Here is a 15859-nt window from a genome sequence, read left to right on the forward strand (position 1 = left end):
GCCCTTTTATCTGCCTTATACAATGCTAACATACATTTTGCAGAACTCTGTATATAAAATGAACGGAAAAAAAGCATGGCTCTATGGCTGTGCTTTTTTATGTCTGTTTCATTATACAGCAAATCTGTGTGCCGCGGGAGTCGTATGTCTGATAAGGCGATACTTCCGCGGCTTTATTTTTACAAAAACAAGAAAGGCAAGAGAAAGGTGAGTCATATGACAGACACAGAAAGATTACTTGAGTTCCATAAAATAAAAGAAAAACTAACAGAACTGGCATGTACAGACAAAGCCAAAGAAAAGATACAGAGTTTAACACCCTACTTATCAGAGACAAAAGTAAAAGCAAAGTTACGAGAGACCACAGAGGCAAAGGTTATGATAGAAACATGCGGTAATCCGCCTCTGACAGCTCTGCAGGGGATTGAAGCATGGATTAAACTGGCAGAACAAGGGGGATGCCTGACTCCGGAGCAGCTGGAGGCTATTGCGCTTACCTTTTCCGCTGTGAAAAGAATGAAGGATTATCTGAACAGAGGAAAAGCCTATGAAATAGGGATGGCTTACTATGAGGAGAATCTGGAACCTCTGGATGAAATCAGGGAGGAACTGAACCAGAAGATCAGAGGGGGGAAAATAGATGACTATGCCTCTAAGCGGCTGAAAACACTGAGAGAAGCCATTGAGCGGACAGATGCAAAAATGCATGAAAAAGCCGATTCTGTGATAAAGGCTAATAAGCAGTATATGGCGGACAGCTTCAGTACTGTAAGAAACGGACGGCTGTGCATTCCGGTAAAAAAAGAGTATAAATTCAGAATCAGCGGTTCTGTGATTGACAAATCTTCCACTGGCAATACCTTATTCATAGAACCATCTACTGTGGCTAAATTATATGAGCAGATGCAGGAGCTAAGAATTGATGAGGAAAATGAAGAGATCAGGATCTTATACACGTTAACCGCAATGCTGTCAGATAAGGCCGGGGTAATCCAACAAAACAGCCATACCATTGAGAAGCTGGATTTTATGTTTGCCAAGGCAAAATTGAGTATAGAATATGACGGAATCCCTCCCGAAATTAATACGGAGCGATATATACGGCTGAGGAACGCGAGACATCCGCTTATGGACAGGAAAGTGAATGTTCCTCTTAATTTTGAGATAGGAAAAGGAGTAAACGGTGTAATTATCACAGGGCCGAATACAGGAGGAAAGACAGTTGCCATCAAGACAGTTGCTCTTACCTGTATGATGGCTCAGTGCGGACTCCATGTGACTTGTGAGAAGGCAGAAATATGTATGAACAATGCCTTTTTATGTGACATCGGGGATGGACAGAATCTGTCGGAAAACCTGTCCACGTTCTCCGCCCATATTACGAATGTGCTGAATATCCTGCGGACTGTGAGCCGGGACAGCCTGGTTATCATGGATGAATTGGGTTCTGGCACGGACCCTGCGGAGGGAATGGGAATTGCCATCGCAATTCTGGAAGAATTGAAAAGAAGCGGCGCCCTTTTCTTAGTTACCACCCACTATCCGGAGGTAAAAGAATATGCAAAACAGGAGTCGGGGATCGTAAATGCCAGGATGACCTTTGACAAAGAAAGTCTGAAGCCTTTATACCAGCTGGTCATCGGCGAGGCTGGGGAGAGCTGTGCCTTTTATATTGCAGGCAAGCTGGGAATGCCGGAACGTATGCTAAAAAGAGCTGCAAAGGCAGCCTATGCAGAAACCTTTGACGCCCGGTGGGGCGGTATCACCGGAGGGGAAGAATTCCAAAAGACGTCCCATCCCAGGATTCAGAAAACAAAAAAAGTATCCCGCCAGGAGAATGCTATGAAATATCAGTTAGGGGACAGTGTTATGGTTTTCCCCGATAAAAAGATTGGCATTGTGTGTCAGACAGCCAATGAAAAAGGGGTCCTGCGGGTACAGATGCAGGACAAAAAAATATGGATCAGCCATAAACGAATCAAGCTGCAGGTGGCAGCCCAGCAGCTTTATCCGGAGGATTATGATTTTTCTATTATCTTTGACAGCGTGGAAAAGAGAAAAGCCCGGCATCAGATGGAGAGAAAATATGTAGACACAGAACTGGTGTATGATGAATCCTAGCAGCAGCTTCCAGATTCAGAATGCGGATAGAATTCTGGCAGGAAAAGTGTTAAAATAAAAGGTAAGACGCTGGCTGCGAACTGAGAAAACAGGAGATGAAAGGGATATAAAATGACAAAATTATTGCTCATTGAAGATGATGATGCCATTTCCTTTGGTATTTCGTCGGCATTAAAGAAAAAAGGTTATCAGGTGACTGCCTGTTCCTCAATGGAACAGGCAAAAAGCCTGCTTTCAGGGGGGTATCAGCTGATTCTGCTGGATCTGAATCTGCCGGATGGAAGCGGATATGAGCTCTGCCGATGGGTGAAGCAGCGTATGGATATTCCGGTTATATTTCTGACGGTTCGGGATGAAGTGAGGGATATTACAAAAGGTCTGGATATGGGAGCGGATGATTATATCACGAAGCCATTCAATATTTCGGTATTGGAATCCCGTATCGGAGCTGTTCTCAGGCGGGTATCGGCACATCGTGAAGTCGTTCTTACCTGCGGTGCACTTTCACTTGACAGAGAGCGGATGCAGGCGGTTCTGGAAGGGGAAGAGATTGGTTTAACCGCATTGGAGTACCGGCTTCTTTTGGTATTGATGGAAAATAAGGGAAGGACACTGCCAAGAAGACTGATCTTGGAAAAACTTTGGGACGCAGAGGGGAACTTTGTAAATGATAACACCCTCACGGTTACCATAAAACGTCTGAGAGAGAAACTGGGGAATACGGAGTATATTGTAACGGTCAGGGGAATTGGCTACCGTTTGGAGGAAAACAGATGACGGAGACTGGGGGTAAAGCTTTTGCAAAGGCAATTATCGTTTGGCTGATAGTAGGATTGGCGGCGGGAAGTATTTCCGCTGTTTTTTTAACAGCTCATGAATACCGGGAAGCTGCCGGTCTGACAGGAGCCGTACTGGAGAGCAATTCTGTGGCAGAGGGTCTCAAGGGTAAATCAGACGAGGATGTCCAAAGAGGTGAAGAATATCTGAAAAAATACGGATACCGTCCCTATGGAAATCTGGAACATAATCTGCTGTTTGCCTGGGGCATACACGCTCTGATCTTCGCGGCGGCAGGGGGATGCCTTTATGCCCACAGAGTGAAGAGACGGCGTATGCAGAGAAAAAGGATCAGGGAACTGACAGAATATCTGCAGGCAGTGAACCGGGGGGAGGCGGGCGCCCTTTCCAGGACGGAGGATGAGTTCTCCCGCCTGGAGGATGAGATCTATAAGACGGTGATGGAACTGGCCTGTACAAAGGAGAAGGCAGTGAAGGAACATGAGGTCTTATCAGAGCGGATTGCGGATATTGCCCATCAGCTGAAGACGCCTCTTACGTCTATGTCGCTGATGACGGAACTTCTGGAAGAGTATCAGACAGAGGAGGCGGCCGGATATATGGCACATCTGAAGCGCCAGGTGGGCCGTCTGACCCGTCTGGTGAATGGTTTGCTCACGCTGGCCAGGCTGGATTCCCATGTGATTCAGTTTCAGCAAAGCCGTGTGGAGGCCCTGGAGCTTATCAAAAACGCGGCTGAACCCCTTCGGGAAATTCTGGAAAGGGAGAACATAACCCTGGAGATCACACCGAAAGGCGAGGACGATGTCTTTTTTTCGACAGATGAACAGTGGACAGGGGAGGCCCTGCTTAATATTCTGAAAAACTGTATAGAGCACACGCCCAGGAGGGGGAGGATCTGCGTCAATTACCATAAGAATCCACTGTATACTGAGATTCAGGTGGAGGATGGAGGACGGGGATTTTCGAGAAAAGATCTCCCTCATCTCTTTGAGCGCTTTTACAGAGGGGAAGGAGCAGTTAAGGACAGTGCGGGAATTGGTCTGGCCCTGGCAAAGGCGATTGTAGAAAGCCAAAACGGACATATCCAGGCGGAGAATTCCCCCGCCGGACATGCCCGCTTTCGCCTGCGCTTTTATCCTGAACCTCATAGCAGTACGAAAGCAGACTGCTAAAGGGTATCGTTTTTTACAGCTGTAATGATAGTCTCTCTTTGAATTTTTCGTCCTCCTGCAATGTAGGCCCCCATGACAGCAGCCAGTATCAGAAGGGTATATCCCAGCAGGGCAAAGACAGGGGCATAAGGCAGGTACTGGGACAGGGAAATCTCATTGATTGAGAGGAATGTCCCCAGGATAGCAGCCTGAAAGGGCAGGCTTAACAGAACCGGCTTCAGACCCAGAGAGATACCTTCCAGATACAGCAGCCTCCAGAGCTGCCCGGGGGAGAGGCCTGCAGATTTCAGCATGGCGAACTCCCGGCTTCGAAGGCGGAGATTCCCAGAGATGCTGGCCCACACATTGGAGAGACCTATCAGGGCAAGGAGGCATGTGAGGCAGGATACAATGATACTCATGGCCAGACTGGAGTCTTCGCTCATCTTCTTTCTCATAGCCAAATCAGATACGACATAATCTCCGCTTCCGTAATATTTTGCCAGCACAGCCTCTGTCCTTTCAGAGGCTTTTTGGATCCGGGGATAGGAGACACTGCCGTCTTCGCTTGTAAGAAGGATGCCGGTAACGCTGCTGGAGGAAAACTGCCTTTTTTCACCGCAGGATGCACCAATTTTCAGAACATGCTCCATAGGCATGACGGCAATCAGTGTGAATCTGGAAAACCGCATTGCGGGAGAGGGCAGTTCATCTACCAGCGCTCCTGCGGTCAAAGCAAATTCATAGCTGCCGGTGTCCTCGTCATAAGCCTGTTCTGTAAATGGGATGCTCTGGCCTTCGGAGAGTTTCAGAAGATCTCTGTACACACTGGTTTTTCTGGTACTCACATTGGGGTCCTCGGTCCGATTGTAAATCAATGCTCTGGAAGCATCAGCAAAGTAAGGCGCAGGATCGATCTGAAGCCGGCGGCAGTAATCTCTGAAGCTGTCTTCCTCCAGTCCGATCAGGGTAGAAAAAATCCTGTATTTTCCATCACGCTCAATGGTAGAATATTTTTTCTCTGATACGATTTTGTCAAATCCCCCCAGATAGGTCTCCATATCGTCGGAGGCTTCCTGTTCTGTCACCCAGGTGGCACAGGCCAGAGTGTTGTAGATATCTGCCCTGGCGATGCCGGGAATATTCTTAACAGCATCCAGGGCTTCCTGCTCCGGAGGGCGTCCATCACTTATGGTAAAGGTGATATGCTGACTTCTGTCTGATTTTCCCTGATAGACAGCCTGAGCAGCCTTCTGGGCCGTAAGAATATACAGAAATCCGGTCAGAAGCAAAAAGGACAGGCACAGAGAGATAGTTGCAGTCCGGTAAGACCTCTTTCTGGCGGCCAGGGCATTGGCGGCCAGTTCTCCGATAATTCCAAAACGGCTGGTGATATGGCTTTTTCTCAGTCTCTTTCCTTTGATTTGGTCTCCCTGACGAAGAGCCTCCACAGGCATCATTTTAGCAACTTTTCTAGCAGGTATCCGCGCAGAAAGCCAGACCGTGATCCAGGACAGGAGTACAGCGGGAAGGATGGAGGGAATCCCAAAGGATGCCGCAATATCAGGCGAGGATCTTCCTACATTGTTAGTAGCATTGATCAGGGCGAATACTCCTGTATTTAGCACCCAGCCTGTGACCAGTCCCAGTGGCAGAGGAAGCAGCATGAGTATAAAACCTTCTGAGGTCACAGCGGACATAATTTGTCCGGGAGTGGCTCCTATGCCTGAAAGAGTGCCCAGCTGGGTTATTTTTTCACTGACAGAGAGCGCGAAGGCATTGTGAATCATCAGGACAAAAACCCCTACAATTAAAGCGGCTATTACGAGAAACATAAGTGGAACCGCAAAGGCCTCCAGTAGGGCTGAACTTTCTTTCAGCTCCGGAGGAAGGATGGCATAATGGGCCAGGAGCTTTGCATTATATTTTAGTGAATAGGATTCATATTCATCTTTCTCATATCCAATGGATTCTGCCAGCAAAGGGAGCTCCCGGTATGTACTGCGCATGGGATCAAACCGCAGATAAACGGTAATTTGATCGTCCGGAAGGAGGCTTTTCGTGTCCAGATAGGTAAGTCCGGTATAGGCGGGAACAGAGGAGGAGGTTGTTGCATCCAGCTTGCCCACAAGGGTATAGGATTTTGTGCCGCTTTGGCGGAAGCTTTCATTCTCATGATAGCCGGCTGTCTCCTGACATACCTTGCCTTCATACATTCGCTGTCCTACAGGAAGAGTAAGCGTATCTCCGAGGTTTGCTTCCGGATGGTCGTCAAAATATTGTTTTGAGAGAGCCAGCTCATTGTCTTTTCGGGGAATCCTTCCCTCCAGCAGTATGTTCTTTTCAGGCATGGATTCCCAGTATTCTTTATTGGCGCCCCGGGAGATAATGTAGTTGCGGCGGCCTCTGTCCCCAAGCTGTGCCACTTCCCAGGGACCCTTTACAAGCACGGCGGATACAGAGGCGTAATTGTCTATCTGTTCCAGGTCTCTGCCGTAAGTTGTGTCAAAAAGCTCCCCGTGCCAGTCTCCGTTCTCCAGCTTTGTCAGAGCCAGGGAATCCGTCCACATGGTGTATACAAATCCGCAGAAGCAGGACATCATGGCTGTCATAAGGTAAAGGGCAGCCATAATGGCAATGCTGGTGCGTTTATTTTGCCGGAGGGTATCCCAAACATATTCTCTTACTATTTTCATAAAGTCACCGCCTCATCATGGAGAAGCCTGCCATCCTCAAGCGTAATGATACGATCCGCTTCCAGCGCAGTTTTTTCATCGTGGGTAATCAGCAGAACCGTCTGTCCGTACTGACGGTTGGATAACTTCAGAAGCTCTATGGTCTCCTCCGAATTCTTTCGGTCCAGATTACCGGTAGGTTCATCAGCCAGAAGGATGGCTGGCTGGTAGATAAGGCTTCTGGCGATTGCCGTCCTCTGTTGTTGTCCTCCGGATAGCTCCCGGGGCAGATGGGAGAGACGGTCTGAAAGTCCGAGGGCCTCCGTAATCTGATGAAAACGGTTCATATCAGGCTTTTGCCCGTCCAGAAGAATCGGAAGAAGTATATTCTTCTGAACATTCAGTGTGGGGATTAAGTTGTAAAATTGATATACCAGACCAACTTTTCTTCTGCGAAAGACTGCCAGCTGCTCCATGGAGAGCGTTGAAATATCTGTGTCCTCAATATAAATGTTTCCGCTGGTTGGCCGGTCAACGCCCCCCAGCATATGTAAAAGCGTAGATTTTCCAGAGCCGGAAGTGCCGACAATTGCAGTAAAACTGCCCTTCTCCAGGGACAGGCTGATATCATTCAGTGCAGTTACTTTATTAGAGCCACTGCCATAGGTTTTGGTCAGGTGGCTGCAGCGCAGTATTTCCATAAATAGTCTCCTTTCTGCTGCCATACGGCTGTGCCGCATGCAAGTCCTGAGGGTACATGCTGCTGGTTCCCTCTCGGTTTATTTGATGATACCATGATAGCCGTTTCAGGTGACAATAAAGTGACAAAATCCAGGATTTTATTAATTTCTCTGGAGAAGGGGAACCCCCGGTTAGGGATGGGAGTCTTTTGAAAAAGCCATTTTTCTGCCTCTTTTCTGGAGAAAAAAAGATAAATGAAATATCCCTGGGGGTGGCTTGTGCAGCTGCGGATTCTTGGTTATCCTGTAGAAAATTAAGAGCTTGCCCTTTGGGGTAAGGACAAAGTAAAGGAGTAAGGTATGAAAAAGAGAAGAAAAGCTATTTTAGCTCTCATATGTACAGCAGCTCTGCTGGCAGGATGTTCCGGTTCCGGAGACTCTGGTACAAAAGCAGCAAAGGACCAGCAGAAGGAAACACAGAGCAGTGAAAAAGAAAACACAGACGGCCGTGAGGAAGGGACCAAGGGGGAAGGAAAGACAGAAATTACGGTAGGATTCTCCAACGATACAGACAGCTGGGATCCCTGCAGCGGATTTGGATATGCAGGCTCTCCTCTGTTCAGCACTCTGGTAAAAGTAAACGGAAAAAATCAGCTGGAAAATGACCTGGCTACCGAATACAGTATGAGCGGGGACGGTCTGACCTGGACATTCAAAATCCGCGGCGACGTGAAGTTTACCAACGGCGAAAAGCTGGACGCCTCAGATGTTGCATTTACCTTTAATACTACAAAAGATAAGGCAACTTATGTGGATCTTACCATGCTGGAGAGCTGCAGGGCAGTAGATGAATCTACCGTTGAGTTTAAATTGAACAAACCTTGTGTTACTTTTATCTATACAGTGGCAGGGGCGGGTATCGTGCCAGAGGATACATATTCGGATTCCTTTGGTATGGAACCTATCGGCTCCGGACCCTACAAACTGACCCAGTGGGACAAAGGGCAGCAGTTTATTCTGGAAGCCAATGAAGATTACTATGGGGAACAGCCGAAGATAAAGAAGGCAGTCTTCCTTGTGCAGGAGGAGGATGCCAGATTTGTAGCTGCTCAGGCTGGAGAGGTAGATCTTGCGCTCACCTCGGCAACGCTGGCTGCCACAGAAATCGAAGGGATGAAGGTGGTGTCGGTTGAGTCAGTGGATAACCGGGGAATTACCTTTCCTATGCTGCCCGAAGAGGGAAAGACGACAGAGGATGGATATAAAATTGGCAATAATGTCACTTCGGACCTGGCAATCCGCAAGGCTATGAGTTACGGAATTGACAGAGAACAGATCATCGATGAGGCCCTAAATGGATTTGCAGAACCTGCGTACTCAGAATGTGACGGCCTGCCCTGGTGGAACGAGGAAGATGTCATTGAAACAGATATTGATTATGCAGTGCAGCAGTTGGAGGCAGCCGGCTGGAAGGATACCGACGGAGACGGGATCCGGGAAAAGGGCGATCTTAAGGCAGAATTTAACCTGATGTACTTTGCCGGGGATTCCATGAGACAGGCAGTGGCTATGTCCGTGGCGAATCAGGCAAAGGAGAAGCTGGGAATTGCAATCCATGTGGAAGGGATCAGCGCCGACGATACAGTTAAGAGGATGTTCTCCGAGCCAATGATCATGGGATGGGGGTCAGACAGTCCAATGACTTCTTATATGCTTTTCCACAGCAGCAATGCGGGAAAGACAGACTTTTACAATCCTGAATTTTTCACTAGTGAAGTTGTGGACGGCTATCTGGACAAGGCCATGAACTCCAAAACAATGGAAGAGTCTCTGGAGTGGTGGAAGAAGGCCCAGTGGGACGGCACTACAGGAACTTCTATGAGAGGAGAGGCACCCTGGGCATTCTATGTGAATATGTCTCACCTTTATTACGTAAAAGAAGGACTTGATATAGGAGAACAGAGAATCCATGCTCACGGGGCAGCGTGGCCTCTGATAGCCAACCTTGCTGAGTGGGAATGGAAGGAATAACCAGAATCGGGGACGGGCGGATAACCGGTCCCCTTTTTGGGGCGCCCTGCTGAGGCAGGGACGGTCAGAAGGAGCAGAAGATGAACAGTAAAAGAATAGTAAAAAGCACCGGGCGGTATGCAATTCGCTTTGTGACTTTGCTTATCGCAATCAGCATCATAAGTTTTATCCTGGTAAGCTTGTCTCCGGTGGATCCGGTACAGCAGTATGTGGGCGCTGTACCGAATGTAAGTGAAGAGCAGAGAGAAAAAATTGCCGAATATTGGGGACTCAATGATCCCCCGGTAGAACGCTTCGCAATCTGGGCCAAATCTCTGCTGCACGGAGATTTTGGAACCTCCCTGATCTACCGCAGACCGGTACTTGATATCATTGGGGAAAAATTTGCGGCTTCCCTGGCGCTTATGCTGACCGCCTGGGTGTTTTCCGGTGTACTGGGATTTACCATAGGCTGCATAATGGGAGTTTACAATGGAAAGTGGCCGGACAGGATTCTCAAAAAAGTTTGCCTTACTATGTGCGCCATCCCCACATTTTGGATAGGAATCGTCTTTTTGATGGTGTTTTCTGTTAAATTGGGATGGTTTCCCATGGGAATGAGCGTGCCCAAAGGAGTTCCGGCGGATCAGGTGACTTTGCTCCAGCGCATTCACCACCTGATCCTGCCGGCACTTACCCTGAGCTTCCTGTCTTTTGCAAATGTGGCTCTGCATACCAGAGAGAAATTAGTGGACGTTCTGGAGAGTGACTATGTTCTTTTTGCAAAAGCCAGCGGAGAGTCTCGTTTTAGTATCTGGAAACGGCACGGACTGAGAAACATCCTGCTTCCGGCAGTAACTATGCAGTTTGGCTCCTTTAGTGAGCTGTTCGGCGGTTCTGTGCTGGCAGAAACTGTATTCTCCTATCCGGGTCTGGGAGCGGCAGCTTCGGCTGCGGGAATGGGATCTGACATCCCCCTGCTTCTTGGAATTACGCTATTCAGCGCAGTATTTGTGTTTGTGGGAAATATGCTGGCCAATATCATCTATGGAATTGCAGATCCCCAGATAAGGGAGGGTTATGAACATGAAGAGTAGGACCGGAAGATTTCCTGTAAACAGGAGAACCAGAACCATACTGACCCTGATACTTATTTTTGCCTTTCTTTTTGGTATCTATCTGGCGGGAACTATTATGTCTGATGAGCTGATACAGGCAGATTTTTCCCAAAAAGGCTTAAAGCCCTCCTGGGAGCATCCTTTTGGCACCGATCTGTTAGGAAGAGATATGCTGGTGCGAACCATAAAAGGGCTGTCCATCAGCATTGTGGTGGGCACGGTGGCCTCCTCGGTAAGTGCGGTTATCGCACTGTTTGTAGGGGTGGCCGCAGCAACAGGATCCTCCAGACTGGATCATTTTATCAACTGGCTGATTGACTTGGTTATGGGTATACCTCATACAGTACTGCTCATATTAATATCCTTTGCCTGCGGGAAAGGACTGAGGGGAGTACTGATCGGAGTGGCTGTGACCCACTGGACCGGACTGGCCCGACTCATCAGAAGCGAAGTGCTGCAGATTCGTTCCCAGCAATATATCGAAGTGTCCAGAAGGCTGGGCCATAACAGCAGGTGGATAACCATACATCATATTCTTCCCCATATGATTCCTCAGTTCCTCATCGGATTAATCCTGATGTTTCCCCATGCCATTATGCATGAATCTTCCCTGACTTTTTTGGGATTCGGATTGTCGCCGGAGCAGCCGGCTATAGGAATTATCCTGTCGGAATCTATGAAATATCTGTCCACAGGCATGTGGTGGCTGGCTTTTTTCCCGGGCCTGATGCTGGTCATCGTGGTTTTGCTCTTTGACCGTCTGGGAGAGAACCTGAAAAAAATTGTAGATCCCTACAGTGCACATGAATAGGAGGCAGAGGAATGGAAAAGAAAACAAAGGAAGAGTATGCACATCCTCTTTTAGAGGTGAAAGATCTTTCCGTATCCTTTCACATGTACGATACGGGGCTTGAGCAGTATGATCTGAAGGTAATATCAAACTTGAACATAGATGTGAAGCAGGGAGAAATTGTGGCGGTAGCAGGATCCAGCGGATCGGGGAAGAGTCTGCTGGCCCATGCGGTGATGGGACTGCTGCCGGACAATGCCGCCACGACAGGAGAGATGTATTATAAAGGTATGCCTCTGATACAGAAGGAGAAGGAACAGCTGAGAGGAAGGGAAATCGCGCTTGTACCCCAGTCAGTTGCCTACCTGGATCCCTCTATGAGAGTAGGGACACAGGTACTGGGAGAAAAGCCAGACCAGAGAAAGCGAAAAGATCAAAAAGAGGTATTCTCCAGGCTGCATCTGGAAGAACATGTGGAGCGGCTCTATCCCTTTCAGCTGTCAGGAGGCATGGCCAGAAGAGTTCTGGTCTCAACGGCACTGATCAGCGGTGCGGAATTGATTATCGCGGATGAACCTACCCCGGGACTGGATCTGGAGATGGCAGTGGAGGCATTAACCTGTTTCCGCGAAATGGCAGACGAAGGCAAAGCAGTGGTCCTGATTACTCATGATATTGATTTGGCATTCCATGTGGCAGACCGTGTGGCTGTCTTTTATGCCGGGACGACGGTTGAGATTGCCCCCTCAGAAGACTTCAGGGAAGGCCCGGAGGCTCTCCGGCATCCCTATTCCCAGGCTCTGTGGAGGGCACTGCCCCAGAACGGTTTCGTCCCGATCCCTGGGTTTCAGCCATATGCGAAGGCACTGCCTAAGGGGTGCTTATTCGCGCCCAGATGTCCGAACCATACAGAAGAGTGTGAAAAACCAATACCCATGCGACAATTGCGTGGGGGAACAGTGAGGTGTATCCATGCGACTTGAAGCAAAAAATGTCAGCTTCCGGTATAATGAGCGATCCCCGTGGATTCTGGAGGATGTGACAGTGATGGTAGAAGAAGGGGAGCGTGTGGGTCTGATTGGCCCCAGCGGTTATGGGAAAAGTACCCTTCTTCGGCTGATGGGAGGATATTTGAAACCAGCTTCCGGAGAGATTCTTCTGGACGGGAAACCGTTGGAAAAAAGAGGGGTCAGCCCGGTACAGCTGATTTATCAGCATCCGGAAAAAGCAATTAATCCCAGGTGGAAGATGAAAAAAGTTCTGGAAGAATCCGGCATGTTCCGGGAGGAAGTGATGGATGCCCTGGGCGTTGAGAAGGACTGGCTGGGGAGATATCCCAGGGAGCTGTCCGGAGGAGAACTTCAGAGATTCTGTGTGGCCAGATCCCTGTTTCAGGGAACACGCTTCCTGCTGGCGGACGAAATGAGTACGATGCTGGATGTGATTACACAGGCCCAGATATGGAATCTGATGGTAAAGGAAGTGCAGGAGAGGAATATAGGGCTTTTAATGGTAACACACAACAAGGCCCTTGCAAAGCAGGTATGTACCAGGTGTATTGATCTGCGGGAGCAAGGGGGACGGTGAGAGGAAAGTTCCAGGATGAGGGAGGTTTTTGGCAGTTTATCCAAAACATCAAGAGGATAAGTGTACAACTCTCGACCTTCCCCACCCTTTTTCCGTGAATGTGAAGTGAGTCTCTGCCAGGATATAGAAGGGAGCACCGGGGAGACAGGGCCAGGCCAGGGGCCGGGCCCTGTCTCCCCGGTGCTCCCTTCTATATCCGTCCGTCTGCAACGCCTCGCTCGCCGACTATATAACCCCGAACTTCACATACACAAAACTATAATTTACTTTTATATTGCATCCCCCACAACACCATAGAATCCAATATTGGCTTTAAACTATACCCAGTTTCAGTCAGAGAATATTCTACCTTTGGAGGGACTTCCGGATAGACTTTGCGGGAGACGAGGCCGGCGGCTTCCATAGCCCGCAGATGGCTGGTCAGGACTTTTTGGGTGATGCCTGTGACGGAACGCATCAGCTCACTGAAACGCTTTGTGCCCGTGAGGAGATCGCGGATGATAAGGACTTTCCACTTGTCTCCGATGAGCTGCAGTGTAATTTCAACAGGGCATTCTGGTATTTTTTTCATGTTATCCATAGAAAAACCTCCATAGTATCTAATTATATGTAGTGCCTTTTTTGAGCGTTTGTTTATATTATATACAGGATGGAGAATAAAAGGCAAGAGAGGAGACAGAGAAAAAACTTGACATTTAAATCTTACAAGTGTAATATTTAAATGCAACAGACTACACAGGGAGTATTTAACAATAGTAAGAAAGGCAGAACTATGGGGAACGGGACAGAGAGGAAGACGAGAAAAAAAAGAAGGAAGGCCGCAGTAATCGTGCTGGGAATATGCGGAGCGGCCGCAGTGTCCGCCGGGGTGTTTCTGCGGACTTTTCCTGGATTTTACGAAAAGCCGGAGGAACTTCTGGTTCACTATATGGAGTGTATAGAACAAAAGGACTACAAGGGTATGTATGCTATGTTAAGCGATGAGAGCAGGACTGCATATACGGAGGAAGCATTTATCCTGCGCAATCAGAACATTTATGAGGGGATAGAGACTTCTGAGGTCAGCACAGAGGTTTTGGAGATAAAAAAACATAAGTCTCAGGTAACAGTATCTTATCAACAGACAATCAAAGGAGTAGCGGGAGAATTTTTCTTTGAAAATGAGGCAGCATTTGTAAAGGAGAAGGGGTACGCCCTTCGGTGGGACGATCATGTGATATTTCCCGGCCTGGAGAAGGAGGATAAGGTACAGGTTTCTGTCCAGGAAGCAGCAAGGGGAGAGATTCAGGACAGAAACGGTGTGGTACTGGCAGGTCAGGGGCTGTCAACGTCAGTGGGACTGGTTCCGGGAAAGATGAGAGAGGATACTGCCGGGGACCTGGAAAAAATGGCCGGGCTTTTGGGAACATCTGCAGATGCGATTCAAACCAGGCTGGATGCGAAATGGGTGAGGGAGGATACTTTTGTGCCCATCGCCACATTGCCGAAGATTTCAGAGCTGGATACTTTAACTTATGAGCCAGAGGAAGAGACACAGCAGAACCAGGCGCTGCAGGATGCGCTTCTGGAAATACCGGGGGTTATGCTATCTGATGTAGAGACAAGGATTTACCCTCTGAATAAGAGCGCTTCCCATCTGACCGGATATGTTCAGAAGGTGACTGCTGAGGATTTGGAGAAACATGAGGGGGAAGGATATGGGACAAATAGTGTAATCGGGAGAAGCGGTATTGAGAGTCTCTATGAAAAAGAGCTGAAAGGCAGAGACGGATATGAGATTGAGATTATAGATCAAGACGGAAACAAAAAAGAAACGCTGGCATTCTCTGCCAAAGAGGACGGGAAGAATATTCAGCTGACCATTGACGCAGAACTTCAGCAGAGTCTTTATGAGGAGTTCCGAGAGGAAAAAAGCTGCTCTGTGGCTATGAATCCATATACAGGGGAGGTTTTGGCTCTTGTAAGCACACCGTCTTTTGACAGCAATGATTTTATCAGAGGGTTTTCAGAGGCGAGATGGTCAGAACTGAATGAGGATAAGTCTACGCCTCTGGTTAACCGCTATCGCCAGACACTGGTACCGGGCTCCTCTTTTAAGCCCATAACGGCAGCTATTGGGCTGGCGGCAGGGGCAATTGACCCGAATGAGGATTATGGAAGTGAGGGAACAAGCTGGCAGAAAGACAAAAGCTGGGGGGACTATTTTGTGACTACCCTTCATGCCTGTGAACCAGCGACCCTGGAAAATGCGCTGATCTGTTCAGACAATATCTATTTTGCAAAGGCGGCTCTCAGAATAGGAGCACAACCCCTGCAGGAGGCCCTGGATAAACTGGGCTTTGGCCGGGAGATTCCTTTTGAGATCCCCATGGGAATATCGCAGTATTCTAACAGCAAAGAAATTGACTCCGAAGTAATGCTGGCAGACAGCGGCTATGGGCAGGGACAGATTCTGGTAAATCCCCTGCACCTGGCGGTTTTGTATACAGCTTTTGTAAATGACGGTAGTGTAGTAAAGCCTTATCTGCAGTATAGGGAGACACCCGAGGCAGAATACTGGATTCCTGGTGCGTTTACTCCGGAAATTGCAGAACAGGTAAAAAAGGGGATGGAAAAAGTGATCAATACGCCGGAGGGAACCGGATATGCTGCCCACAGAGAGAATGTAGTTCTGGCAGGAAAGACAGGCACAGCGGAGATTAAGGCTTCCAAAGAGGACAGCGGGGGTACAGAACTTGGATGGTTTGGAGTCTTTACGGCGGATCCCAATGAGAAAAAACCTCTTTTGCTGCTGAACATGACAGAGGATGTAAAGGACAGGGGCGGGAGCGGCTGTGTAGTGGAACATGTAAACCACATGTTAGAACAGTACTTTTCAGAGCAATAAAAGGGAGCCGGTGTATGGGATTTAGAAGAAGTCACACCA

General features: G+C 48.4%; 12 protein-coding genes. 9 read left to right on the forward strand and 3 right to left on the reverse strand.

The genetic code is table 11. The features are described 5' to 3' along the window. The first annotated feature begins 216 nt into the window (after nt 1-216). From ACGHCT_RS11450 to ACGHCT_RS11460, 3 genes are all read left to right on the forward strand, one after another. The gene (locus ACGHCT_RS11450) at nt 217-2121 is read left to right on the forward strand and encodes a DNA mismatch repair protein MutS (RefSeq protein WP_154260399.1); all 1905 of its coding nucleotides are present in this window, start codon (nt 217-219) and stop codon (nt 2119-2121) included. A gap of 111 nt (nt 2122-2232) precedes the next feature. Then, on the forward strand, nt 2233-2898 hold the full coding sequence (locus tag ACGHCT_RS11455; RefSeq protein WP_154260397.1) for a response regulator transcription factor: 666 nt from the start codon (nt 2233-2235) through the stop codon (nt 2896-2898). Continuing rightward, nucleotides 2895-4094, forward strand: coding sequence for a sensor histidine kinase (locus ACGHCT_RS11460; protein ID WP_390435978.1), 1200 nt, complete (start codon nt 2895-2897; stop codon nt 4092-4094). Before ACGHCT_RS11455 ends, ACGHCT_RS11460 begins: the two co-directional genes overlap by 4 nt. Here ACGHCT_RS11460 and ACGHCT_RS11465 read toward each other — a convergent pair. Together ACGHCT_RS11465 and ACGHCT_RS11470 are read right to left on the reverse strand one after the other, a co-directional pair. Then, a complete protein-coding gene (locus ACGHCT_RS11465) occupies nt 4091-6769 on the reverse strand; it encodes an FtsX-like permease family protein (RefSeq protein ID WP_390435980.1) in 2679 nt (892 codons plus the stop codon). The genes ACGHCT_RS11460 and ACGHCT_RS11465 overlap by 4 nt on opposite strands. Next, the gene (locus tag ACGHCT_RS11470) at nt 6766-7449 is read right to left on the reverse strand and encodes an ABC transporter ATP-binding protein (RefSeq protein WP_154260391.1); all 684 of its coding nucleotides are present in this window, start codon (nt 7447-7449) and stop codon (nt 6766-6768) included. The genes ACGHCT_RS11465 and ACGHCT_RS11470 overlap by 4 nt, the downstream gene beginning before the upstream one ends. A gap of 339 nt (nt 7450-7788) precedes the next feature. On the opposite strand from ACGHCT_RS11470, the gene ACGHCT_RS11475 reads away from it, so the two are divergent. The 5 genes from ACGHCT_RS11475 to ACGHCT_RS11495 all read left to right on the forward strand — a co-directional run bounded on the left by ACGHCT_RS11475 (nt 7789) and on the right by ACGHCT_RS11495 (nt 12933). Next, complete coding sequence (locus tag ACGHCT_RS11475) at nt 7789-9459, forward strand: ABC transporter substrate-binding protein (RefSeq protein WP_390435981.1); 1671 nt, start codon at nt 7789-7791, stop codon at nt 9457-9459. Nucleotides 9460-9539: 80 nt separating this feature from the next. Next, nucleotides 9540-10535: an ABC transporter permease gene (locus tag ACGHCT_RS11480; RefSeq protein WP_226904034.1), complete on the forward strand. Its 996-nt coding sequence runs from the start codon at nt 9540-9542 to the stop codon at nt 10533-10535. Continuing rightward, a complete protein-coding gene (locus ACGHCT_RS11485; RefSeq protein WP_226904035.1) occupies nt 10525-11367 on the forward strand; it encodes an ABC transporter permease in 843 nt (280 codons plus the stop codon). Before ACGHCT_RS11480 ends, ACGHCT_RS11485 begins: the two co-directional genes overlap by 11 nt. Nucleotides 11368-11378: 11 nt before the next feature. After that, entirely contained in the window at nt 11379-12329 is a 951-nt protein-coding gene (locus ACGHCT_RS11490; RefSeq protein ID WP_390435982.1) for an ABC transporter ATP-binding protein, read from the forward strand. Beyond that, complete coding sequence (locus ACGHCT_RS11495) at nt 12319-12933, forward strand: ABC transporter ATP-binding protein (RefSeq protein WP_390435984.1); 615 nt, start codon at nt 12319-12321, stop codon at nt 12931-12933. The genes ACGHCT_RS11490 and ACGHCT_RS11495 overlap by 11 nt, the downstream gene beginning before the upstream one ends. Nucleotides 12934-13189: 256 nt before the next feature. Here the strand turns inward: ACGHCT_RS11495 and ACGHCT_RS11500 are convergent, their stop codons facing one another. Further along, nucleotides 13190-13513: a winged helix-turn-helix transcriptional regulator gene (locus tag ACGHCT_RS11500; RefSeq protein ID WP_390435985.1), complete on the reverse strand. Its 324-nt coding sequence runs from the start codon at nt 13511-13513 to the stop codon at nt 13190-13192. 192 nt (nt 13514-13705) lie between these two features. Here ACGHCT_RS11500 and ACGHCT_RS11505 point away from each other — a divergent pair, with 192 nt between their 5' ends. Further along, complete coding sequence (locus tag ACGHCT_RS11505; protein ID WP_154260501.1) at nt 13706-15820, forward strand: penicillin-binding transpeptidase domain-containing protein; 2115 nt, start codon at nt 13706-13708, stop codon at nt 15818-15820. Nucleotides 15821-15859 lie beyond the last annotated feature (39 nt).

Source organism: Lactonifactor longoviformis, assembly GCF_042848515.1.
GTDB lineage: Bacteria > Bacillota > Clostridia > Lachnospirales > Lachnospiraceae > Lactonifactor > Lactonifactor longoviformis.